The sequence below is a fragment of the Alkalihalobacillus deserti genome, from assembly GCF_020734105.1.
Lineage (GTDB): Bacteria > Bacillota > Bacilli > Bacillales > Bacillaceae_D > Halalkalibacter > Halalkalibacter deserti.
Map to the genome: position 1 here is coordinate 48,316 of NZ_JAJAFR010000008.1, position 21,768 is coordinate 70,083.

At 37.2% G+C, this 21,768-nt stretch carries 17 protein-coding genes and 3 pseudogenes; 4 read left to right on the forward strand and 16 right to left on the reverse strand.

Annotated features, from left to right (window positions below; all coding sequences use genetic code 11):
* Positions 1–35: 35 nt before the first annotated feature.
* The 11 genes and pseudogenes from LDX58_RS15580 to uxaC form a co-directional block, all read right to left on the reverse strand.
* Positions 36–230, reverse strand: a pseudogene (locus tag LDX58_RS15580) (ABC transporter substrate-binding protein); the annotation flags it as partial.
* A gap of 178 nt (positions 231–408) precedes the next feature.
* Complete coding sequence (tkt, locus tag LDX58_RS15585; RefSeq protein ID WP_227937746.1) at positions 409–2,424, reverse strand: transketolase; 2,016 nt, start codon at positions 2,422–2,424, stop codon at positions 409–411.
* Between the two features lie 23 nt (positions 2,425–2,447).
* Positions 2,448–3,329 (reverse strand): 6-phosphofructokinase, encoded by an 882-nt coding sequence (locus LDX58_RS15590; protein ID WP_227937747.1) that lies wholly within the window; start codon positions 3,327–3,329, stop codon positions 2,448–2,450.
* A 121-nt stretch (positions 3,330–3,450) separates the two neighbouring features.
* Entirely contained in the window at positions 3,451–3,930 is a 480-nt protein-coding gene (gene larC2, locus LDX58_RS26045) for a nickel pincer cofactor biosynthesis protein LarC2 (RefSeq protein ID WP_265416715.1), read from the reverse strand.
* A gap of 29 nt (positions 3,931–3,959) precedes the next feature.
* Complete coding sequence (gene larC, locus LDX58_RS26050) at positions 3,960–4,847, reverse strand: nickel pincer cofactor biosynthesis protein LarC (protein WP_265416716.1); 888 nt, start codon at positions 4,845–4,847, stop codon at positions 3,960–3,962.
* Positions 4,844–5,599: a nickel pincer cofactor biosynthesis protein LarB gene (larB, locus tag LDX58_RS15600; RefSeq protein WP_227937748.1), complete on the reverse strand. Its 756-nt coding sequence runs from the start codon at positions 5,597–5,599 to the stop codon at positions 4,844–4,846. Before larB ends, larC begins: the two co-directional genes overlap by 4 nt.
* Before the next feature lie 60 nt (positions 5,600–5,659).
* The gene (locus LDX58_RS15605) at positions 5,660–7,132 is read right to left on the reverse strand and encodes a gluconokinase (protein ID WP_227937749.1); all 1,473 of its coding nucleotides are present in this window, start codon (positions 7,130–7,132) and stop codon (positions 5,660–5,662) included.
* Between the two features lie 124 nt (positions 7,133–7,256).
* Positions 7,257–8,057: an ATP-dependent sacrificial sulfur transferase LarE gene (gene larE / locus LDX58_RS15610; protein WP_227937750.1), complete on the reverse strand. Its 801-nt coding sequence runs from the start codon at positions 8,055–8,057 to the stop codon at positions 7,257–7,259.
* 99 nt (positions 8,058–8,156) lie between these two features.
* A complete protein-coding gene (locus LDX58_RS15615) occupies positions 8,157–8,927 on the reverse strand; it encodes an SDR family oxidoreductase (RefSeq protein ID WP_227937751.1) in 771 nt (256 codons plus the stop codon).
* Between the two features lie 34 nt (positions 8,928–8,961).
* Entirely contained in the window at positions 8,962–10,230 is a 1,269-nt protein-coding gene (locus LDX58_RS15620; protein WP_227937752.1) for a nickel pincer cofactor-dependent isomerase, group 22, read from the reverse strand.
* Positions 10,231–10,250: 20 nt separating this feature from the next.
* Positions 10,251–11,654: a glucuronate isomerase gene (gene uxaC, locus LDX58_RS15625; protein WP_227937753.1), complete on the reverse strand. Its 1,404-nt coding sequence runs from the start codon at positions 11,652–11,654 to the stop codon at positions 10,251–10,253.
* Positions 11,655–12,090: 436 nt separating this feature from the next.
* On the opposite strand from uxaC, the gene LDX58_RS15630 reads away from it, so the two are divergent.
* On the forward strand, positions 12,091–13,296 hold the full coding sequence (locus LDX58_RS15630; RefSeq protein WP_227937754.1) for an ROK family protein: 1,206 nt from the start codon (positions 12,091–12,093) through the stop codon (positions 13,294–13,296).
* Positions 13,297–13,900: 604 nt separating this feature from the next.
* Positions 13,901–14,021: pseudogene (locus tag LDX58_RS26985) on the forward strand (methyl-accepting chemotaxis protein); the annotation flags it as partial.
* 626 nt (positions 14,022–14,647) lie between these two features.
* Here LDX58_RS26985 and LDX58_RS15640 read toward each other — a convergent pair.
* The gene (locus LDX58_RS15640; RefSeq protein WP_227937755.1) at positions 14,648–14,992 is read right to left on the reverse strand and encodes a hypothetical protein; all 345 of its coding nucleotides are present in this window, start codon (positions 14,990–14,992) and stop codon (positions 14,648–14,650) included.
* 795 nt (positions 14,993–15,787) lie between these two features.
* Complete coding sequence (locus tag LDX58_RS15645; RefSeq protein ID WP_227937756.1) at positions 15,788–16,606, reverse strand: histidinol-phosphatase; 819 nt, start codon at positions 16,604–16,606, stop codon at positions 15,788–15,790.
* Positions 16,607–16,932: 326 nt separating this feature from the next.
* On the opposite strand from LDX58_RS15645, the gene LDX58_RS15650 reads away from it, so the two are divergent.
* A complete protein-coding gene (locus LDX58_RS15650; RefSeq protein ID WP_227937757.1) occupies positions 16,933–17,451 on the forward strand; it encodes an acyl-CoA thioesterase in 519 nt (172 codons plus the stop codon).
* Between the two features lie 219 nt (positions 17,452–17,670).
* Here the strand turns inward: LDX58_RS15650 and LDX58_RS15655 are convergent, their stop codons facing one another.
* Positions 17,671–18,867 (reverse strand): S1C family serine protease, encoded by a 1,197-nt coding sequence (locus tag LDX58_RS15655; protein ID WP_227937758.1) that lies wholly within the window; start codon positions 18,865–18,867, stop codon positions 17,671–17,673.
* 176 nt (positions 18,868–19,043) lie between these two features.
* Here LDX58_RS15655 and LDX58_RS15660 point away from each other — a divergent pair, with 176 nt between their 5' ends.
* Positions 19,044–20,441, forward strand: coding sequence for a protoporphyrinogen oxidase (locus tag LDX58_RS15660; protein ID WP_227937817.1), 1,398 nt, complete (start codon positions 19,044–19,046; stop codon positions 20,439–20,441).
* Between the two features lie 359 nt (positions 20,442–20,800).
* On the opposite strand, the gene LDX58_RS15665 is transcribed toward LDX58_RS15660, so the two are convergent.
* Complete coding sequence (locus LDX58_RS15665) at positions 20,801–21,148, reverse strand: hypothetical protein (RefSeq protein ID WP_227937759.1); 348 nt, start codon at positions 21,146–21,148, stop codon at positions 20,801–20,803.
* Positions 21,093–21,764: pseudogene (locus LDX58_RS15670) on the reverse strand ((Fe-S)-binding protein); the annotation flags it as partial. The gene LDX58_RS15665 and the pseudogene LDX58_RS15670, both read right to left, overlap by 56 nt.
* Between the last annotated feature and the right edge of the window lie 4 nt (positions 21,765–21,768).

Sequence of the window (21,768 nt, forward strand, 5' to 3'; positions counted from 1 at the left end):
CTTATTAAAACCAATTAATTTCTATCAACCAGTTCTTCATCTCGAATCATGACTGTCCAAACTAAGCCATCACTACTTATTTCATAGTTTGTTGCTAAATCATACGTAATTGATAATTCATTATCACGCTTAAGCAATGTACTTTAAAATAACGGGGAACCATAACGACCCCAACCTGTAGTAGGATCGAAGCCCGTGTCTGGTTCAGAACCAATCGATAGAATTAACTCTCCTTATTCGATTGTAGTTCTCTTCCTGTTCCTTCATCTGAACTCATAGATTCAGAGCATCAGAGTAGGATCCTATTAACATATTCTCTGCCTTCCTCTAGAATCATTTTATAAAAGTTTCAAATGGAAAGCTAAAAGGAAGTCTATAGAGACTTCCTTTTAGCTTTCCTAACTATTTTTAATGAGCAAGTACCTCTTTAAAGGTTCTTACCACATTCTCAACAGAAAAACCATATTCCTTAAGCAAAACACTTGCTGGCGCAGACGCCCCAAATTGGTCGATCGCAATGACAGCTCCCGCATCACCTACATATTTACTCCAACCAATTGAAGATCCCATTTCAATTCCAACACGAGCTTTTACGTTTTTAGGTAAGATTTCTTCTTTATATTCAGCAGATTGTTTCTCAAAACGATCCCAACTTGGCATACTTACAATCGATACGAAAATATTTTCTTGCTCTAGTTCTTTTTGTGCAGCAAGAGCTAGAGATACTTCAGAACCTGAAGCAAGCAATAAACCACTAACGTTCCCTTTTGCTTCTGAGACGATGTATCCACCTTTTTTAACGCCTTCATATACTGTTTCTTGTTCAACATCTAATGTCGGTAAGTCTTGACGAGTTAAAATAAGGGCAGTTGGTGTATCTGTACTTTCAATCGCTAAACGCCATGCTGCAACGGTTTCTTTCGCATCAGCCGGTCGGATTGTACACAATCCAGGCATTGCACGTAATGATGCTAACTGTTCAACTGGCTCATGTGTTGGTCCATCTTCCCCAACTGCAATGCTATCGTGTGTAAACACATATGTGACAGGTAGCTTCATTAACGCAGCCAAACGAATGGCAGGGCGTAAATAGTCAGAAAATACAAAGAATGTCGCACCAAATACTTTGATTCCGCCATGAATCGCCATTCCGTTGATCGCCGCACCCATCGCAAATTCACGTACACCAAACCAGACATTACGTGCTGCAAAACCATCTAAACCGAAGTTCTTTTCTGACGTAATAAGTGTTTTATTAGATCCTGCTAAGTCAGCAGAACCACCAATTAATTGTGGAATCACGTTTGCAGCTGCATTAAGCGTTTTACCTGATGACGCACGAGTTGCTAATGAACCACCGTCTTCAAAGGTTGGTAATGCTTCTTGCCAATTTTCAGGGAGCTTGCCTGCGAGTGCCTTTTCAAATTGTGTAGCTAATTCTGGGTGTGTTTTCTTATAGCTTTCAAAAAGCTCGTTCCATCCTTCTTCTTTTTGTTGACCGATTTTTGCAAATTCTTGAAAATGATTAGCTGCTTCTTCCGGTACAAAAAAGGCTTCTTCGTAAGACCATTCATATGCATTTTTTGTTAATTTAATTTCTTCCTCTCCAAGTGGGGCACCATGAGAAGCGGACTTACCTGACTTATTCGGAGATCCATAACCAATGACAGTTTTTACTTCAATTAACGTCGGACGATCTAAATCTGCCTTTGCTTCTTGTAAAGCCTTTTGAATCGCGTCTATATCGTTCCCATCTTCAACACGAATCACTTGCCAATTATAAGCCTTGAATCTATCTTCTACACTTTCAGAGAACGATAAATTCAAGTCTCCATCTAATGAAATATCATTTGAATCATACATTACAATGAGACGTCCAAGTTTCAGGTGACCGGCAAGTGAAGCTGCTTCAGCAGAAACGCCTTCCATTAAATCACCATCGCCACAAAGACCATACGTATAATGATCGACAAGGTTAAACCCCTCTTTATTGTACGTTTCTGCAAGATGTCTTTCAGCCATTGCCATCCCTACAGCCATTGCAACACCTTGTCCTAAAGGTCCTGTTGTCGCTTCTACACCAGGAGTATGGCCGAGCTCAGGATGCCCTGGTGTTCTACTTCCCCATTGACGAAAGCTTTTTAAATCATCCATTGTTACGTCATAACCAAATAGGTGTAACATGCTGTATAATAACATTGATCCGTGTCCAGCGGATAAGACAAAGCGATCTCGATTAAACCAATTCGGGTTAGCTGGATTATGATTCATCTCTCTAGCCCATAACGTATATGCCATTGGAGCTGCTCCCATTGGCAATCCAGGGTGACCTGAATTTGCTTTTTCGATCCCATCAATTGATAATGTTCTAATCGTATTAATGGCTAATTGATCAAGTTGTTTTTCATTTATAACTGTATTCATGTAAAAACACTCCTTTTTCTCTTTTAATTTTTTTCTAAACTAAGATTACAATCTTTAAAGCTCGCCTTATTATCTTCTAGTGTTAACATTCCTGCATCCTCACTAGATTCAACCCAGCTAATCACTCCGCTAGCTATCTTCTTAGCAAGAATACGATCACTTGCCGTCGGTGACGCTCCCATGCATTGTGCTTCATCAAATTTGCTAACTTTCCAAGAAACATCCGCTAAAACAGGTTGTAATTTCTTTTCAACCATTGAAAGCTTAACCCGTTCATCAAAAATGATAAAAGAGTGATTATTCCCTGATTTTATTTTTTTATCTACTAATAGGGATAAGTCTTCAGTGGTCTCCACATCCCAATAACGAAGTAAGCCTCCCATTGCATCAGCAACATCCCTTGCTAGTAAACTGCCTTCAATTCCGGGAACCTGAATCCCAAAAAGACGAAACTGCTCGTACCGGCACGAGGAGATCGTATCTTCAATTTTAAAAACATCCTCTATAATCGCATTAAGAGCAGAATCATACCCAAGTGATTGTTTCGATTCAGTCATCTCGTTATAGATTGATACAGGAATAAATAATGATTTTATTTTAAACTGATTCGTTACATGCTGAAAGAATCTATGTCCATTCTCTCCACCCATAACAATAAGTGTATCAAAGATAGATAAGTCACTTGAGCTTAATTGATAAGGATCTTTATCGGAATAACAACGTAATAAATTCCCACCATATGATCGCCATGTAACTAAATCTTCTTCAAGGAATTGTTTCACATTTGTCTTCTCTTCAATCGAATATACCTCATGATGATTATGAATGAGTTCTCTCACAATATCATAAGTTAATAGATTCATAATTGAATAGCCTGATTCTATATTAATAATTCCAATTTTCATAAGAACCTCTCTCCTACCACTCATTTTCTAGTTGTCTTGTTTCAGAATGTTCCCTTAATAGTAAACAAAAGTAGGTTCCGTTGTTTCATCCTTACAGGGAATTGATTGGCTTCCAGCTTCATCATGACCGGTCGCTATCAATTTTTTTCCAAACCTGTTCATACACTTTCTTTAAAGGGATTTTATGAAGATTCGCAATACTCTTACAATCGTCAAACTCTGGTGACTTTTGTACAACTTGTCCACCATAAATACCTTCTTTAACGGAGACTGGCCCCCACTCGGTGGACACCGTTTTAAACTGCCTTTCTAATCGATGTACCGTTAATGGAAAATAACGTACTCCGAGAGTAGTCGTTTCTTTAAAAAGAATTTCCTCCATTTTCGGAATAGCGGTATAAGAACAAAGCAATTGAAGTAAAATAGCTGGTCTATTTTTTTTCATATAAATGGGTGTATAAAAAACGTCATTTGCCCCATAATCAAACAGCAAATCCATGACGTACCCAAGCCATTCACCCGAAATATCGTCAAGGTTTACTTCCATTTTGACCATTTGATCATCAATATGTTGGTGATCGGGCGGGAGATTAGAGTGCATCTTTTAACCCCTCTCGTTTAATTGACTACTTATTCACCAATAATGACGCGAAGGACATTAGGATGATCTCTAAAGCTTTTTGTCCCTGCCCCGTAACCCACCTGTTTTATCTTCATAGCTGGGAAAGCACAGAACTCTTCAGCTAATACCACAACAATTGCTGCGCCCGTTGGAGTTGTCAATTCAGCTTTCAATTCGCTTTGTGCAATCGGAACCCCTTTTAACATTTCTAATGTAGCAGGTGCTGGTACTGGGTAAACACCATGATCAATACGAATCTTCCCGTTTCCAACTGGAATGGGAGAAGACCTAATTACGTCAATTTCCAGCTGGTCTAGTAGGATCGCTGCTCCTACAATATCGATAATGGAATCCACTGCACCGACTTCATGGAAATGAACGTCTTCTAAAGGCAAGTTGTGAATATGCCCTTCTGCTTCTCCAATTTTCCTGAATATATTTAGCGATGTATCTTTCACGCGATCAGAAAAACCAGCTGCTTCAATGAGCTTCACAATATCTTTATAAGAACGGTGATGATGCCCATGAGCATGACTATGTCCGTGATCATGGCTATGTTCATGGGCATGACTGTCCTCGTGGTCATGGCTATGTTCATGAGCATGACTGTGCTCGTCGTCATGGCTATGTCCATGAGTATGACTGTGCTCGTCGTCATGGCTATGTCCATGAGCATGACTGTGTCCGAGTTCTTCATTGTTTAATAGTACGTCGAATTTGGTACTTGTGATTCCGTTCTTCACAACTTTCGTCCACTTCAACTTATACTCTTCAGTGATATGCAGCTTAGTTAGTTCCGCTTCTAATTTGAATGGATCCGCTCCTGCATCAAGTAGAGCTCCAATCATCATATCGCCACTTATCCCTGAGAAGCAGTCCAAATAAAGTATCTTCATTCGCTTTTAGCCCCTTTTTGTGCTAACTGATAAATTAATGCGGCGCTGTATGCTCCACCGAAACCATTATCAATATTGACAACACTAATTCCAGAGGCACATGAATTTAACATCGTAAGTAATGCCGATAAACCATGAAAATTAGCCCCGTATCCAACACTTGTTGGTACGGCAATAACTGGATGGGAAACAAGCCCGCCTATCACACTTGGAAGCGCACCTTCCATTCCAGCCACTACCACTGAGACGGTTGCTTGTTGAATTTCTTCATAATGATCGAACAACCGATGAATGCCAGCCACGCCTACATCGTAAATACGATGAACGTTACAACCTAATGCTTCGGCTGTAATGGCTGCTTCTTCTGCTACTCTTAAATCAGATGTACCCGCACAAATGATACTTATGTATCCTTGCACATCAACTACATTCGCTTTATTCTTCCATAAAAGAATCTGTGCGATTTCATGATAAATGAATTCCGGACACGCTTGAATGACTTGTTCAGCTTTATCTTTTGAAATACGTGTAACGAGCACATTATTGTTTTTTTCCCGTAATGCTTTAATAATAGAGATGATTTGTTCAGTAGACTTTCCTTCTCCAAAGACAATTTCTGAAAAACCTTGTCTCTTCTTGCGATGGTGATCCACTTTAGCAAACCCTAAGTCTTCGTATGTTGCTAACTTTTTTTTCGCTTCAGAAACACTTAAGTCTCCTTTTTGGACTTGCTCTAAGATCTCTTCTAACATCGTTAACACTCACCTTACTGATTAATGGTTACTTCTTAATGTATCATTTGTTAGAAGGATTTAAAAATACCTAGCTAAATCATGCGCTAGTTTCTCGTACTTTTCATACACACTCAAATAGATCTTGTGATTTTCCGCATTTGGTTTTACCACTTCGCCCATCGGTACGTTCTTTTTAATGTCCTCAAAGGAGGCCACTTTGCCAATGGAAACTAATGCCGTCCAAGCAGCTCCCCACGCGGCACTGTGATGACTTTCAGGAACATACACTTCTTTTCCAAAAACATCAGCCAGCATCTGAAGCCACAATGGAGACCTTGATAACCCACCATTAACATACAGCTTCTCAGGTTCGCCCGCTACTCGTTCTAATGCTTTTCCAATCTGATATAGATTAAAAGTAATTCCTTCTAATACCGCTCGAACGAAATGTTCCTTTTTATGAGTGATCGTTACCCCGTAAAAATTCCCTTTAGCACTTTGATTCCATAATGGTGCTCTTTCACCATTTACATACGGATGAAAAAGCATCCCTTCTGCCCCTGGAGAAACTCGATCTGCTTCTTTTGTAAGTTCATCAAAACTCCCTTGGTAATTTAACAGTTCCTTTAACCATTGAAGAGCAATTCCTCCGTTATTTGTTGGCCCTCCAATAATCGAGTAATCTTCTGTAAAGGCATAACAAAATGTCTCATGCTTCTTATCAACTTGAGCCTTTTTGGTAAACTGTCGAATGGCTCCACTTGTTCCAGCCGTCACAGCCACTTCGCCAGGTAAAATTGCCCCAATTCCCAGGTTCGCCAACTGTCCGTCAGCTGAACCTAATACGAACGGAAGTTGATTGGATATACCCATTGCTTCTGAAATGTCATGTTTGATTTCCTTGATGATCTCTGTCGGAGGAACAATCTTTGAAAGTTGATCCTTGTGAATATCAGCAAGCGCTAATGCATCTTCATCCCATTGGAATGTATGGCGGTTAAAGAGTCCGGTTGCAGACGCCATCGAATAATCAACGATTCTTTGACCAAACCATTTCTGAATAACAAATTCCTTTATTGACATGAAGTAAGCCGCTTTTTGATATGGCTCATATTTTGTTTCTTTCATCCAAAGAAGCTTAATGAATGGAGACATTGGATGAACCGGCATGCCTGTTTTTTCGTAAAACTTCATGCCTGCGGTTTTCATCAATTCCTCCGCTTGATCACTGCTTCTTCCATCAGCCCAAATAACAGCATTCGATAAAGGTTGTCCCTGTTCATCCACACATATAAGAGAATGCATCGCGGAAGAAATTCCAACTGTTAATAGTTCACCCTCTTGAACGTTTGCTTTTTCAACGGCGTTACGCACAGCTTGTACGGATAAACGTTCGATCTCATTCGGATCTTGTTCGACCCAACCTGTTTGAGGATAATACGATGTAATCATCTCTTCTGATTCAGCGATGACATTTCCACTTAAATTAAAAACAACCGCCTTAGCACTCGTTGTTCCAATATCAAGGCCGATCACTAACTCTTTTGACATCCTGCATCTTCCTTTTTGCTCTTTAAAATATTTTAAAATTTTAAAAAAGGCAAAGAAATCTCCTGTTCTCCAAAATAGAAACAGACTTTGAAAGAGCTCAAAGCCTGTTTCTACTTGTGCCCTCTTATGTAAGAACCTTATTCATGCTACCACTTTGATAGCCAATTAAATCTAGTGTGATATATTGAAATCCATACATTTGAAGTTCATTTGCTATCAATTCATGATTCCGAAGGACAATTTCCATATCATTTGGTTCGACCTCTATCCTAGCCACTTCCTGATGTGTTCGAACGCGCACTTGACGAATATGAAGCGTTTTTAAATACGCTTCCGCTTTGTCAACTTTTGTTAACTTTTCTTTTGTAATCTTCTCCCCATAGGCAATTCTAGAAGATAAACATGCAAAAGAAGGCTTATTCCACGTCGGTAAGTCAAATTGCTTAGAAAGCTCTCTAATTTCCTCTTTAAATAAATCGGCTTCTTGCAAAGGACCACGAACTCCTCTTTCCTTCGCAGCCTTCATTCCAGGACGATGTTCATTCATATCATCGGCGATGACCCCATAAATAACATTTTTGAAACCTTTTTCTTCCATAATCGGGATTAAAAGTTCAAATAAACTGTTTTTGCAAAAGTAACACCGATTCTTATCATTGTCTGTATAGCCTGGTATAGCCAATTCAGAAGTTTCGATCACTTGGTGATGAACTCCGATTTTTTCTGCTAATTCTTTTGCTTCTAGTAACTCACTAGACGGGTACGTTTCTGAGTCGGCTGTGACAGCAAGCACGCGATCTTTTCCTAATGTTTCGACCGCCACTTTTAATAAGAATGTACTATCGACCCCTCCTGAAAAAGCGACAACAACCGAATTCATTTCTTGGAGAATGGATACTAACTTCTGATATTTTTTGTTAACCATTGTCCTCTCCCTTCTAAAACATGTAGCAAAAGCATTCTATTGAGTCTCTCTATAGTGTATTGAATGCTCAACTCTAAAAGACCTTTTGTTCCGAGCCAATTAGATAGTCATGCTACCAAATCCACCGTCTACTCTAATCAAAGCTCCAGTTACAAAACTTGATGCTTTATCTGAAGAAAGCCAGACAGCTGCTCCTTGTAATTCTTCTGGTTCACCAAAACGGTCCATTGGGGTATGATTCATAATGGAAGCAATTCTTTCTTCGCTCAAAATTTTACGATTTTGCTCTGCTGGGAAGAAGCCTGGAATAATGGCATTTACACGAATTCCGTGTGGAGCAAATTCTCTTGCAAGATACTGAGTTAGACTATTTACTCCTGCTTTTGATACTGAATAAGTAAATACTTTTGATAATGGCGTTGTTGAAGAAACCGATGAAATATTAATGATACTGCCTTTTCTCTCTTGCTCAATCATTTTCTTTGCAAAGATCTGGCATGTAACGACAATTCCTTTCAAGTTCACATCCATGATATCATCCCATTCTTCCATATCAAGATCAAAGAATGGTGTGGCACTATTTTTCCCTGGGGCATTTAAAACGATATCCCAGCCACCAGACCACTGTTCAATCGCGTCTGCTGCTTCCTCTAAAGAGTCACGTGAACTAACATCTGCCTCAAAAGCTTTAGCTTTACCACCATTCTCTTCAATTTCCTGAACAACTTTATTAGCTTTTTCTAAATTACGACCAAGAATAGCTACTTTCGCACCATGTTCTGCTAAACCCTTTGCTATCGAACCTCCTAATACACTATTTCCACCAATAGCTACAGCTGTTTTACCTGTTAGATCAAATAAATTCCCCATTACTTCCACTCCAGTCAATATATTTTTGTAAGCTTTATTTTAAGTTTCCAAACTCATTAAATTGAAGTTCATAAAAGTCTGTGCCCTGCTCCATTTGCGGATGTTGTGCTATTTGTTCAAGCAGCGCTTCTGAAACTTCTATTTCACCTATTTCCAAAGTGTTCTTGATACGAACCATTTTCACTTTTGTAAAATCTAAAATATTGCATGTTTTTATCGCTGCTTGAATGGCCTCTTTATCATTTGCTAGCGTTGTAGCAATTTTGGTTGGTGCTACAACAGTTGAGGTTAAACCATTAGCATAAGTGAATTCCCTGTTCATCTTATCTACAAGGCGTTGTGTCGTGAAATCAGCTGTTCCAACACCATTTGCATTTCCTTCTGTCTCATGTGTTAAATCAAGCACTACCATCTTATTGACATCAGGGCCACCATGAGCGTAAGGTGTCGGGTAACGTCCTGTTATATTAGGATCCATTCCATCTCCACTGATATTTTTCCCAATTTCATTAATTACTAGTACATCCAATTGTTCAAAGAATAACTTAGGCAGGAATTCCTTCGCTAACGCTTGCAATTCCGGTTCTTTTTCTTCTATTTCTTCTGCTGCAAGCACTTCAATTCTAGCTACTTTATCAAATGCATTTTCTAAAGTAGCTACACCGAACAGAATAGGTGTCTTTTCCATCATCATATTTGCCATCGCCGGTACATTTTCCGCCATATACTTAAACCCTAATTGATGACAGGCTTCAGCACCTTTTTGCTTTCCTAGGCCAATGCTGATCATCTTCATAATTCCACTTTCTACTGGACCGCGAAAAGCAGTATGAGGTTTAATCCGATTAATCACAACAATTCCATCTGCTTGTGATGCATATTTGTCAATATATACGGGGAGACCGTTTGGTAATTCTCCAAGCTTTAATACTTCCATAGAAGAGCGAATCTCTGCTTTCACACTTTCTTCGGTTACTCCGAGGTGTGCTAGTACTTCACGCTGCCCTTCAGCCGTAGCACCGCCGTGGCTTCCCATACTCGGTACGATAAAAGGTTTGGCCCCTAATTCTTTTAAATTTTGTACGGTTAATGCTGTAATCTCTACAAGACGATCCATTCCCCGACTTCCTACTGCAATCGCAATTTCCATGCCAGGCTTTATTTTCTGAGCTATCTCTTGTCGTTGTAACTTTTCGTTTAAAACCTCATCAATGTTTTCAATTTTACGATCATCAAAATGCTGTTTCACTTTTGCCATCTTAGGCAAAGGAATATCTTTTAATAAATCTTGAAGAATACCCATGGAATTCTCTCACTCCTCTTCTAACGATTTTTAAAAAATCTTTCCGCATTATCATAGCCAATATTACGAATCATCTTTTCAAGAAGCACCTGATCATTTGGTGCTTTTCCGTCTTCGACCCACTCACCTACTAGGTTGCATAATATTCTTCGGAAATAATCATGACGTACAAAAGAAAGCAGGCTTCTAGAATCTGTTAGCATCCCAATAAAATGACTTAAAAGTCCCAGGTTGCCCAAATCCTTCAATTGTTTAACCATACCATCGATATGATCATTAAACCACCATGCAGAACCGAATTGCACTTTTGCTGGGATTCCTGCCTCATAGAAGTTTCCAGTCATTGTGGCTAACACATAATTATCACGCGGGTTTAAGTTGTATAGCACTGTTTTCGGTAGAGCGTTCTTCTGATCTAATGCATCTAAGAATTGAGCTAACCCTTCAGCTATGCTAGCATCTCCAATTGAATCAAACCCTGCATCAGCACCTAAAAGATTAAACATCTTCGTGTTATTATTTCTAGTAGCTCCAATATGCATTTGCATGACCCATTTTTTCTCTGCATACATTTTCCCTAATTCAAAAAGAAGAAATGATTGATAACTGATGATCTCATCACTTGTAAGAGTTTCATTTTGATAACGCTTATTAAAAATCTGTCCTGCTTCATCTTGCGTAACATTTTTGAAGACCATTTGAGTTAGACCATGATCTGAAGCACGACAACCTACTTCATTAAAGTAATCCACTCTTTGTCGCATTGCCACAAGCAAATCGCTGATAGAAGTTACCGCTTGATCCGATACGTTTTCAAGTTTCTTTAGCCAGTCATGGAAAGTTGGCTTTTCAAGAAAAAGTGCACCATCTGGTCTGAATGTCGGGGCTATCTCCGCCGTGAATGTTTCATCACCTTTTAATAAACTATGATATTCAAGCATTGAAGTTGGATCATCTGTTGTACCTATAAATTGTACATTTGATCTTTCTATAAACTTACGTGGTTTGAATTCTGGTTGTTGCAACTTATCATTACACTCTTCCCAAATTTCACGAGCTGTCTCAGGACTTAACCTTTTTTCGATATTAAAGAATGTTTTAAGCTCCATATGAGTCCAATGATATAAAGGATTTCCAATTAAATTAGGAACGGTTTCAGCCCATGCTTTAAATTTTTCCCAATCTTCGGAATCTCCTGTAATCAACTCTTCTTTAACACCATTCAAACGCATAGCTCTCCACTTATAATGATCCCCTGCTAACCAAACTTGGGTCATATTTTCAAATGATTTATTTTCCCAAATTTCTTGTGGGTCTAAGTGACAGTGAAAATCATGTATCGGTAATGTTTTAGCAATGTTAGTATAAAGTTGTTGAGCTGTTTTGTTACTTAAAAGAAAATCGTCACCTAAAAATTCCTTCATAAATCTTACCTCCAAGTAGTTTTCATTTGTTTTATTGATGCTTTCAATTAATTATTAAACTTCTTCATTTCGATAAGTAGCTCGTTCTAAGGAGTAAATTATTTAAATGGTCATATTATTATGAGACTGATTTACAATTATTATTAACATTTCTCTCATAGTGCAATTAATTTGTTGACCAAACAAATTATTAACTGTAGAATATCATTAAAGGGGTTTTTATGTCAATCTTTATTTCGATTTTCTCTATATTAAATGAAAAACGTTTTTATAAAACTAATTTAGCTGATATTATCTATCAAAAAAATGTATAATGGTATAATAATGAATTCCAAATAAGTATATCAAATGAATGAAGCAATTTCTAACAGTCTCCTTTTAACGAAGGAATTGTTCAACTTTGATACAGCTATTTTTATTTATAAGGAGGAGCTATATGATTACTGGTGATGCTGCCTATATTAAAAAAATTAATAGAAGCTTTTTATTAAGTAAAATTATTGAACATGGATTGATATCGCGGGCAGAATTATCAAAAACTATAGGTTTAAATAAAGCTACTGTTTCTGTCCAAGTAGCTGATCTATTAAATGAAGAATTAATTGTGGAAACTCAACAAGAACACACTTCTCTCGGGAGAAGGCCTATCATGCTTTCTCTTAATAGCAAAGCGGGATACGCATTAGGAATTGACTTAGACTACAAACAAATTACATTTACTTTGTCTGATTTATTAGGCTCTCCCCTATCTTCAGACACAATTGAACTGAATACCTCTGATTATGAGAGTGTACTTCGTATATTAATCGAAAATATAAAAAGATATCAAAACAAATACTCTAAGAGTCATTATGGAATTGTCGGAATCGTAATAGGAATTCACGGTATTGTTACAGAAGAACAAATCATTAATTTTGTCCCTCAACATAAGTGGCATAATAAAGATTTGAAAACAGACTTAGAAAAGGAGATTAGAGCTTCTCTCTATATTGAAAATAACGCTAACTTGTGTTCATTTGCTGAACAAGTCTATAAACATCATCAAAGTGTTAATTTATTATGTGTTAGCTTGTACTCAGGTATTGGACTTGGAATCATGATTAATGGCGAACTCTATAAAGGTCATCATGGTTACGCAGGTGAAATGGGACATATGATTGTTGTTCCCGATGGAAAGCCTTGTAATTGTGGAAATAAAGGTTGCTGGGAACAATATGCATCTGAATCTAGCTTTTTTAAAGATCTTTTTGAAAAACAAAATACACAAGACATAACTTATCTGGATGTTCAAAAATGGATACATGATCAAGAGTCGATCACTTGTAAACAAATGAATCAATTTATTTATTATTTATCTATTGGTCTTAATAACATCATAAATCTTTATAATCCCGAAACGATTGTGCTTAATAGTGAATTATTGAAAATGCATCCAGATGCAATAAATGAAATTAAGGCTAGTTTAAAGTCTTCAGTAAGTCATTATCAAGAACTACTTATTTCAGAATTTGGAAAAGAAGCTTGTGTAATGGGGGCATGTGCTCTAGCCATTAAAAACTTTTTAGAAATTCCTGAGTTAAGCTTTAATATCGATGAGGGAACGATTCCTAGATTTAGTGGTGAAGTACCGATTTCGAGATAATACTTTGTAGAGACATTTGTATTACTGCTAATAAAAAGAATTTGTAACCGTTTAAAGTGGAAAATAACTACCTATTTACTTAGCTTGATTTTGTTTTGTGATATTTAGAATATACTATCCTTTCCATTACTGCCCTCATACATTAAGAGCAACGCAAGAAGCATTCGGGCTTCTCACGTTGCTCCTTTTAATGAAATTGACCTGCTAAAAGCTCATTTAATACTTGACTACATGTGCTTTTATTTTACTAACTTTTACCATTTATTAATAATCCCTTTTGTAAAGTTTTCCTTTTTAGAGGTTACATATGTTCACTTTTATACAGAACAAAACCTCGCCAAACACATCCAGACTTAATCGATGCTAATTTTTTCATTTTACGTACACTAAGCATCGCATTAAGATAAACAATCGCTTCCTTTTATTCCTCAGTCATTTCTACATAACTAATATCAATGTTCCTACTTTTTTCAATAGCCCCCCTCTAAAATGAGCCTCTAAACAATTGAACCTTTAAAAGCCCTATCAAAATAAAAAAACGGTTTGAGCTTCACAAACCTGAATCAACAGAGATGTTTGGAGAAGTGTTGAGTAATAAAATACTGAAGAGAATAAACTTGCTTTGAATGCATCAATATCAATAGAAGATGCACGCGCAGGTAGTCACGGGGCCGGGTTCGCGGTTGTTGCTCAAGAAGTTCGAAAACTAGCCGAAGAATCTGGTAGAGCAACGACTGAAATTGCTTCACTCATTAGCCAAATTAAAAGTGAAACCCATGCACCCGTTTCCTAACAGAACAAGGTAGTAAATCAGTAAAAGAAGGACTGTTACTAGTAAACAATGCCAGCAACTCTTTTAAAGAAATATCCGGTTCTATTTTTGGTATTACAAGTGATATTAGCGAAGTCGACCAACTATCAAACGAAATCAATCGAAACATTCAAGAAATCGCTGCTTCAATAGATGACATAAAAACAATCTCCATTCAAAACTCTGAAAATGTTCAGCAAGTAGCAGCGTCAACAGAAACTCAATCCGGTACAATGCAGGAAATCGTCGCATCGATTAATGATCTAGTTCATACAGCTAAAAATTTACAATCGGAAGTAAGCCGATTTAAAACAAACTAAAAACAAGGAAGTGATTTTTACTTTTACGTAAAAATCCCTTCCTTTAACCTTAGTCAATTATTTTATCCCATAATCATTATTTAACCCTACCTACGTATGACAACGTCAAACATTTCCCTCTATGTAGTTTAACGGAATGGGCGAGACGTTTTTCTACGAACACTTTTTTAATACGCACAACCCACTCCTCCCTTACTTTTCCAATCACAATATCTAAACACTAATCCTTCTTTTTAATAAACGATATCGTATTTCGTTTCCTTTTTAATTTCCAACTATTTTCAATAAACCATTGTTTGTCTCTAGTGGAGAGTGATAAATCAATTAAATTAAAAAGCTCCCCTTCACTCCAATCAGATATAATCGGTTGCTTTTCTAATTCATTTTCATCTAGTTTGATGATCCTTCCTATAAGCTTTTTATTGTCACTTACTATTACCTTTACTTGCATGAGTGTATTAAAAGTTTCAATATGTTCTACATAACCGCGTAACAATTCCCCATTTCGCGTCTTACCTTTAACCCAATCTCCAACTTTTAAACTATTTTTATTATTTGTAACCATTAGATTCACCAACCTTCGTGATCCCATGTTTTATTCGCAATTCTTGATCGAAACTGGCTATTTGTGAAAAACCATCAAGCTTTTTAAAAGAGGATTCTCTTTTTTGAAAAAATACATTTTAAGTTATTAGCAGTATATTCATTTCCTTTATCCTATTCTTGGGCTTATTGGTAGTTAAAAATGTCAATCTCGGATTTAAACAGGTCAACTCCTCCAACTTAGGGAAGGTCATATCTGTAGGCAAATTAAAAACTTGTTATAAATCTTCTTTCCAAAAAACCAACATATTCAGTTGTGTTTATTTGGTGGTCATCTTTACCAAGTTATCCAAACAAAGTAAAAAAACTGTCAAGAATCGTCTCAACAGTTTCTCTCCATACTTTCTTTACTTTTTCCTATCCAAAACGTTACTGCTCTATCTCTATTCATTAAATCCCGTGCACCAACTAAACAAGAAGTAAACTGAATTAGTTTCAACCTGGTTCTTTACCTGTTAAGAATACGCCAATCAAATCATAAACATCCTTGTATTCATCTAACTCGGTAAAGCGACGTAAAAAGCCATGATTTGTTCGATTGCATCGTTAGTTTAATAGTTTAACAGCTGAAGCCGTTAAACTAATATTTTATCTAATACTAGCTAAAAGCCGATAAATTCCTTAAACAACAAAAAACTGTCAAGAATCGTCTCAACAGTTTCCCATTGCATTAAACCAATTTATTAATGCTAAATTACTGATTAATCCCCATCTTCTTTTACTTCAAATTTATGAGCCCTCAAAAACATTCCCCCACCTAAATAAGAATAGAGCGTTTCTGTTTGTTAGAGAAGTAATTTAATTCTTTAAAACCTATTTCTTTCAGCCTCTTCTGCACTTCATCAAATTCGTCGCCTACACGATCAGGGGTATGGGCATCTGAACCAAAGGTGACTCCGACATTGTGAAACAAAGCTCTTTCCAATATATCATCTGCCGGATACCAGCCACCAGAATCCTTTGTCTTTCCAGATGTGTTAATTTCAATGACTAATTCATGTTCTCCAATTACCCGCAGCGTATGATCGATTGCGTCTACTTGTATAGAAGAAAACTCCGGATAAAAGCCCTTCATTGCATCAATATGTCCAAGAATTTGAAACATACCACAACGTGCAGATTGTTCAATGAGCCTATAGTAGCTTTCTTTTGTTTTTACTTTCTCAGCAGTCGTTAATCCTTCCCAACGACCTTTTTTAAAAATACTAATATTGTCAACAAAATGGACAGAACCAATCACATAATCAAAAGGTTGCTCATCTAAAAATCGTTTGTACACTTCACAATTCTCTGGAAAAAAATCACTTTCAATCCCAAGAAGAACCTCAATTCGATCCGCATAGCGCTCTTTCAAACGTAAAACCTCTTCGATATATTGGGAAAACCCCGATTTTGCCATTGTAATCCGTGGGAAGGGATGATCCTCATCACTATGAAAATACGGCGCATGATCGGAAATTCCAATAAACTCCAACCCATTTTCTAAAGCCGCTTTAACATAATCCTCAATCGTACCAATGGCGTGCCCACACATTTCATTATGCGTATGTAAATCAAATTTTATAGGTTTCGTCATAGATGTCTCCTTTCAAATGAATGGTCTAGATTTTTACACTATCTTTAAAGTATAAACAGAGAAACCGTCACTTACAACAAGGATTGGAAAAATAAGTAGTTAATCCTTATAATTGTAAGAATGGCTATGATCATATTTAGTTTTAACATAGTAGTTCAAAACAAAACAGAAGATCGTTCAGTTAGCCTTTTGAATTGTTTAAAATAAGCAGACTACTTAATCTATGGATAGATTATTACTTATACTACTTGGCACACTAAGGAATACAACCTCTTGAATATTATCAGTGAAATACCTTAAAAATCTATTATGAACGGAGTATACAAATGGAAACAAAATTTGTGAGTGAATCAAAAGTAGTCAGAACAAGTAGGGTTTTTCCTAACGATGTCAATAATCACAACACTTTGTTTGGTGGTAAACTAATGAGTGATGTTGATATGATTGCGTCAATTTCAGCTACTAGGCACTCTAGAAAAGAATGCGTTACAGCTTCAACAGATTCAGTCGATTTCCTTTCTCCTATCACACCAGAAGACTCTGTAAACTTCATATCATTTGTCACGTATACAGGCACGAGTTCTATGGAGATATTTGTTAAAATCATCGCAGAAAACTTGTTAACAGGTAAACGAAAAATTGCAGCAACCGCTTTTCTAACATTTGTTGCTCTTGATCAGAATGGGAAACCGACAAAAATCCCTCAAGTAATCCCTCAAACCGACGAAGAATTAAAGTTGTACGAAACCGGAAAGGAAAGAGCGGTCAAACGCAAAGAACACCGAGCCCGAAGTAAAGAATTAGCGGCTTTCATTACAACGAGTAAACCGTGGAATGAATCTTAGTATAGTTAGCAGAAAGCTCATCAAAAAACAGGAACAGTCCGAAGAGTGTTCCTGTTTCCTCAACTATAACTTAAGTTAATCGTTAGCTATGAGAGATGAAGTCAGCAAGTGTTTTAATCTCTTCTTTATACACATATTACTATCATGTTCTTTCGAAGAGGAGGCTACACTTTGCTTTTCCAGCGTTTCATTTAAGGAGTTCAATAACCCTCCTCATTATTAATTTAATAACTGATTGCTAGTTAGCGAAAGATCCACCGATTTCAGTTCACCCTGTCGATAAAATTCTATTTTCACTTTGTCTCCAATTGAATATTTGGTATACAAATATTTTCGTAGATCAATAGAACGATTGATCGCTTCTCCCTCAATCGATACGAGAATGTCCTCCACTTGTAATCCCACTTCTGCTGCCGCTGAGTTAGGATCGACCGAAGTCACAATCGCTCCTTGCGTTACCAAGCTAGGGAGTTGCTGTAAATAAAATGGTGGAATCTCTTCAAGACTTGCTAACCCAACACCGACATATGGCCTAGCAACCTGACCACTTTTAATAAGTTCATTGATTATTGGCAGCACTTCATTACTTGGAATTGCAAATCCTAGCCCTTCAATGCCATTTTCTGAGATTTTCAAACTATTAATTCCAATGACTTGTCCGGCCGTATTAATAAGTGCCCCCCCACTATTACCAGGGTTAATCGCTGCATCCGTTTGAATAACATTTAGATCCCACTCCCCCGCTGAAGTTGTGAGCGCAATCGTCCGCTCGACGCCACTCACGATCCCTTGAGTCACCGTTCTTGATAAATCAAGACCAAGAGGATTTCCAATAGCTAGCACTTGGTCACCTGTACGAAGTATAGAAGAATCTCCGAACTCTAGAATAGGAGCATCTACATTTTCATGTATTTTTAAAACGGCGATGTCCGTTAATGGATCCGTGCCAATTATTTCAGCTGATACTTTTTTACCATTATGAAGAGATACCTCGATCTCATTAGCCCCTTCAATCACATGATTGTTGGTCACAATGTACGTTTCCTCATCCGCTTTCTTGAAAATCACCCCAGACCCTGTTCCGTTTTCCACCGCTTCACTACCTTGTCTAAACTGATTCTGCTGTTGCTGAAGGTTAACAATCCCTACTATCGCTTGAGAGGCATATTCGATCGTATCTGCTAGTGAAGTCGTTGTCGACATTTGTGCAACTGGCAATACCTCCCCCTCACTACTCTTTACTTCAGTATCCTGATAAAGAGCGGAAGTTTCTTGGTTAAAATAGTCTAAATGCGGCGTAACCGTTAATGTTAAAGCCGATCCAATCACCCCAGCTGACAGTGTCATTAAAAAACCTTTAAGCTTTGATTTACCTTTTTCTTGTTTCATTTCAAACCGACTCTCTTGTTCATTCATTACTTATCCCTCTTTCTAATTTATTCATTTTTTACCTTTAGCTTTAAACTGATTTGTTACAAGACATACTTTAATCGTTGAATGTGTCAGGATGATGTCAAAAGAGTTGAAAAAGAAAATTTATGACTACCATAGGTTATAATAAGATCTAAACTAGATATTTAGGAGTGAGAACGCTGAAAACCGTTGTCGTTATAGGTGGTGGAATCACAGGCCTATCCACCATGCACTATTTACACAAATTAAAAAAAGAGCTGAATATAGAGGTTGAGTTGATTCTTGTTGAACGAAATCACTATTTAGGTGGGAAGATCAATACAGTTCAAAGTGAAGAGTTCATAATGGAAACAGGGGCTGATTCGATCGTTGCAAGACATGAAAGTGTAACGCCTTTAATAAAAGATTTACAGTTACAAGAAGAGGTGGTTTATAATTCTACAGGGATTTCCTATATTTTCTCTAATAATGAGTTACATCCAATCCCTGCTGACACTGTATTTGGAATCCCAACAAGTGTCGAGTCCTTGTTCAAAAGTACATTGGTTTCGGAAAAGGGAAAACAAGAAGCACTAAAAGATTTAGAAACTAAAAACGAACACTTCACCCAAGACAGTTCAATCGGAGCCTTTCTCGAGCACTTCTTAGGAAAAGAACTGGTCGAAAAACAAATTGCACCGGTGTTATCGGGGGTGTATTCAGGAAAACTTGACAAGCTTAGCATTGCATCTACACTCCCGTACTTACTTGATTATAAAAATCACTACGGAAGCATCATCAAAGGATTAGCAGAAAACCAAAAAAAATTTAGCTCTAAATCAGATAGAAAATTCATCTCTTTTAAAAACGGACTTTCTACGCTGATTCACCGACTCGAGGAAGAATTAAAAGAATCTCAAATTTTAAAAGGGGTTCACACGACAAAAATCATAAATAATAATGAACAATATCAAATTACTTTTTCCAATTACGAAACGATACAAGCTGACTATGTTATTTTAACGACACCACATAACGTCGCCCAAACGATATTAGATCACTATGAATTAAACGATGAATTTGCTAAATTAACAAATTCGTCTCTAAAAAGTATCTACTTCGGTTTTGATATTTCAGATGATCAGCTGCCTGCTGATGGTACTGGATTTATTGTTTCAGATAAAAACGATGTACATTGTGATGCTTGTACGTGGACAAGTCGGAAATGGAAGCATACATCTGACAAGCATAACTTATTAGTTAGACTATTCTATAAAAGTTCAAACCCTACCTATCCATCTTTGCAACAGATGGGAAATCACGACCTTATTCTTACTGCTTTATCAGATGTTGAAAAGAGTATTGGGATTAAAGGGCAACCAAAAGCGATCGAAGTGACTAACTGGGATCATTTAATGCCTAACTACGATTTGAACCATAGCGAGGCGGTTCGTGCACTGAGTGAGAAAATGGCTTCTGTATTTCCTAATGTCATTCTTGCGGGTTGCTCCTACTATGGAGTGGGAATAGGAGCCTGTATAAAAAATGGGCAAATAACAGCCGAGCAAATTTCAGATTCACTTTCAAAAAATAAATAACTAATCTTATGCGGTTTAATCTTAGCTATAAATAATCGATAGATCAGCCCGAGTGGTAAGTGAAATCCGCTTGGGCCCCTTTCCAAATGACATCTATTGCACTATATTGGTCGAGAAAGAAACCGTAAAAAGCAAAGTGTGAATGATCGCACTTTTTTCTTATCTTTCTTTTGTCCATTACATTAATTAAAACGCTTGAATTTTGTATCATGTTGTTAAACTTACTTACCTTCTCATCGGCTATTCTCCAATAGGTATAATGTGTTCAATGTATTCATAATCAACGCCATATTTTTCAATCATTTTCACCTTATATTCTTCAAAGGACAAATGGAAGTTTTCTGGAGGATTCCCTAATACTATATAAAAGTCTCAGCTTCATATGTAACTAGATAGCTTTTCTCCTGATCAACATCCTTCTCTAGGAATGTTTTTTTATACTTATCAATATCATTATTAGTCAAATGATAATTCAACATCCTCATCTCTCGCTTTCCATCTTTTTTAACTAATGAAAATACGCCATGTCCTTCTTGTCTATCTTCCTCATATTCGAAAAGGTTATTAATCCCCTCTTTCATTGTTTTGGAATAGTTAAATCCGCACCGAAGACAGCTAATATATTTTTCATCGCTTTTGTAGTAATCATCTTCAAATGCAGAACGACCGCAGTAAGGGCATTTTATAGCAGAATAAATAGAAGCCATTGGATTGCGCTTCTACTTCTTTCGCTTTTGTACCATCACTTAACATCGTTAAATAATACGGACAGCCACTTCAAATTACACTCGGATTTACTTCAAGCACTTGTTCAGTACGAGCGACGTGAATACGCTCTCCTGAATTCTCTTCCATCCACATCATACCCCAGCAGCTCCACAGCACATGCCTTTTTCACGGTTATGTTCCATTTCGACAACCTTAACACCTGGAATCGCCTCTAAAATATCACGAGGTGGACTGTAGACCTCATTGTAACGTCCTAAATAAAAAGAATCATGGTAAACAACCGTTTCATCACTTCATATTTCGGTATAACTTTTCCTTCTTTTAATAACTGTGCGAGAAGTTCGGTATGTTGATATATTTCAACGCCTTCGAGTCCAAAGTCGGGGTACTCATTTTTAAATGTATTGTACGCATGAGGATCAATCGTAACGATTTTCTTACTTCATGCTTTTGGAATGTTTCAATGTTCGCTGTTGCGAGTTCTTGGAATAAAAACTCGTTACCAATACGACGTGGTGTATCGCCGCTGTTCTTTTCTTTGCTTCCAATTATCGCAAATTTGACGCCTGCTTTATTTAAGATTTTCGCAAACGATTGT

Bases quoted from the DNA above. Each gene is read 5' to 3' on its own strand.
- LDX58_RS15630 (WP_227937754.1), top strand. From the start codon at position 12,091: ATGATTACTGGTGATGCTGCCTATATTAAAAAAATTAATAGAAGCTTT.
- tkt (WP_227937746.1), bottom strand. From the start codon at position 2,424: ATGAATACAGTTATAAATGAAAAACAACTTGATCAATTAGCCATTAAT.
- LDX58_RS15605 (WP_227937749.1), bottom strand. From the start codon at position 7,132: ATGTCAAAAGAGTTAGTGATCGGCCTTGATATTGGAACAACGAGTGCT.
- LDX58_RS15590 (WP_227937747.1), bottom strand. From the start codon at position 3,329: ATGAAAATTGGAATTATTAATATAGAATCAGGCTATTCAATTATGAAT.
- uxaC (WP_227937753.1), bottom strand. From the start codon at position 11,654: ATGAAGGAATTTTTAGGTGACGATTTTCTTTTAAGTAACAAAACAGCT.
- LDX58_RS15615 (WP_227937751.1), bottom strand. From the start codon at position 8,927: ATGGGGAATTTATTTGATCTAACAGGTAAAACAGCTGTAGCTATTGGT.
- larC2 (WP_265416715.1), bottom strand. From the start codon at position 3,930: ATGCACTCTAATCTCCCGCCCGATCACCAACATATTGATGATCAAATG.
- larC (WP_265416716.1), bottom strand. From the start codon at position 4,847: ATGAAGATACTTTATTTGGACTGCTTCTCAGGGATAAGTGGCGATATG.
- LDX58_RS15640 (WP_227937755.1), bottom strand. From the start codon at position 14,992: ATGGTTACAAATAATAAAAATAGTTTAAAAGTTGGAGATTGGGTTAAA.
- LDX58_RS15665 (WP_227937759.1), bottom strand. From the start codon at position 21,148: ATGGCTTCTATTTATTCTGCTATAAAATGCCCTTACTGCGGTCGTTCT.
- LDX58_RS15655 (WP_227937758.1), bottom strand. From the start codon at position 18,867: ATGAATGAACAAGAGAGTCGGTTTGAAATGAAACAAGAAAAAGGTAAA.
- LDX58_RS15620 (WP_227937752.1), bottom strand. From the start codon at position 10,230: ATGGGTATTCTTCAAGATTTATTAAAAGATATTCCTTTGCCTAAGATG.
- LDX58_RS15645 (WP_227937756.1), bottom strand. From the start codon at position 16,606: ATGACGAAACCTATAAAATTTGATTTACATACGCATAATGAAATGTGT.
- larB (WP_227937748.1), bottom strand. From the start codon at position 5,599: ATGTTAGAAGAGATCTTAGAGCAAGTCCAAAAAGGAGACTTAAGTGTT.
- larE (WP_227937750.1), bottom strand. From the start codon at position 8,057: ATGGTTAACAAAAAATATCAGAAGTTAGTATCCATTCTCCAAGAAATG.
- LDX58_RS15650 (WP_227937757.1), top strand. From the start codon at position 16,933: ATGGAAACAAAATTTGTGAGTGAATCAAAAGTAGTCAGAACAAGTAGG.